Source organism: Aminobacter sp. P4_D5, assembly GCF_056401815.1.
On record NZ_JBFUIP010000734.1, the window covers coordinates 1 to 703 of the forward strand.

Below are 703 nucleotides of genomic sequence, written 5' to 3' on the forward strand. Positions count from 1 at the left end.
CTTCATTCCCGCCGGCGAGGCCAGCATCTCGCCCTTCGACCTCGGCTTCACGCGCAGCGACGTCACCTATGACGTCGTGCATGTCTGGGACGGCAGCTTCTTCCGGCTGGAGCATCACCTGGACCGCTTCCTTGCCTCCGTCGCCGCGCTGCGAATGAAGCTCCCGGTCGACCGCGACGGGCTCCGCGAGATCCTCATGGGCTGCGTGGCCCGCTCCGGACTGCGCGACGCCTATGTCGGCATGGTCTGCACGCGCGGCCGCCCGCCGCAGGGCAGCCGCGACCTGCGCCTCTGCGAGAACCGGCTGCTGGCCTATGCGCTGCCCTTCGGCTGGATCGTGGAGCCCGCGGCGCAGATGAAGGGCACGCATGCCGTCATCAGCTCCATCCCACGGATCCCGCCGGAGTGCGTGGACCCGACGGTGAAGAACTACCATTGGCTCGACATGGATCGGAGCCTGTTCGAGGCCTATGACCGGGGCGCGGACACGGTGATCCTGCTGGGGCTGGACGGGAACGTCACGGAGGGGCCGGGCTTCAACGTCTTCGCGGTAGTGGATGGCACCGTGGTGACGCCCGATCGCGGCGTGCTGGAGGGCATCACACGGCAGACCGTGATCGATATCTGCGGCGAGCGCGGCATGCCGATCGAGATGCGGCCTATCTCGCGCGAGGAATTCCTGGAGGCCGACGAGGTCTTCCTC

The 703-nt window shown here is 67.9% G+C and carries 1 protein-coding gene; it reads left to right on the forward strand.

The window, feature by feature from the left end; all coding sequences use genetic code 11:
• Nucleotides 1-703: aminotransferase class IV (locus tag AC1DWF_RS34650; RefSeq protein ID WP_476843004.1), on the forward strand; the 703-nt coding region annotated here is incomplete at both ends.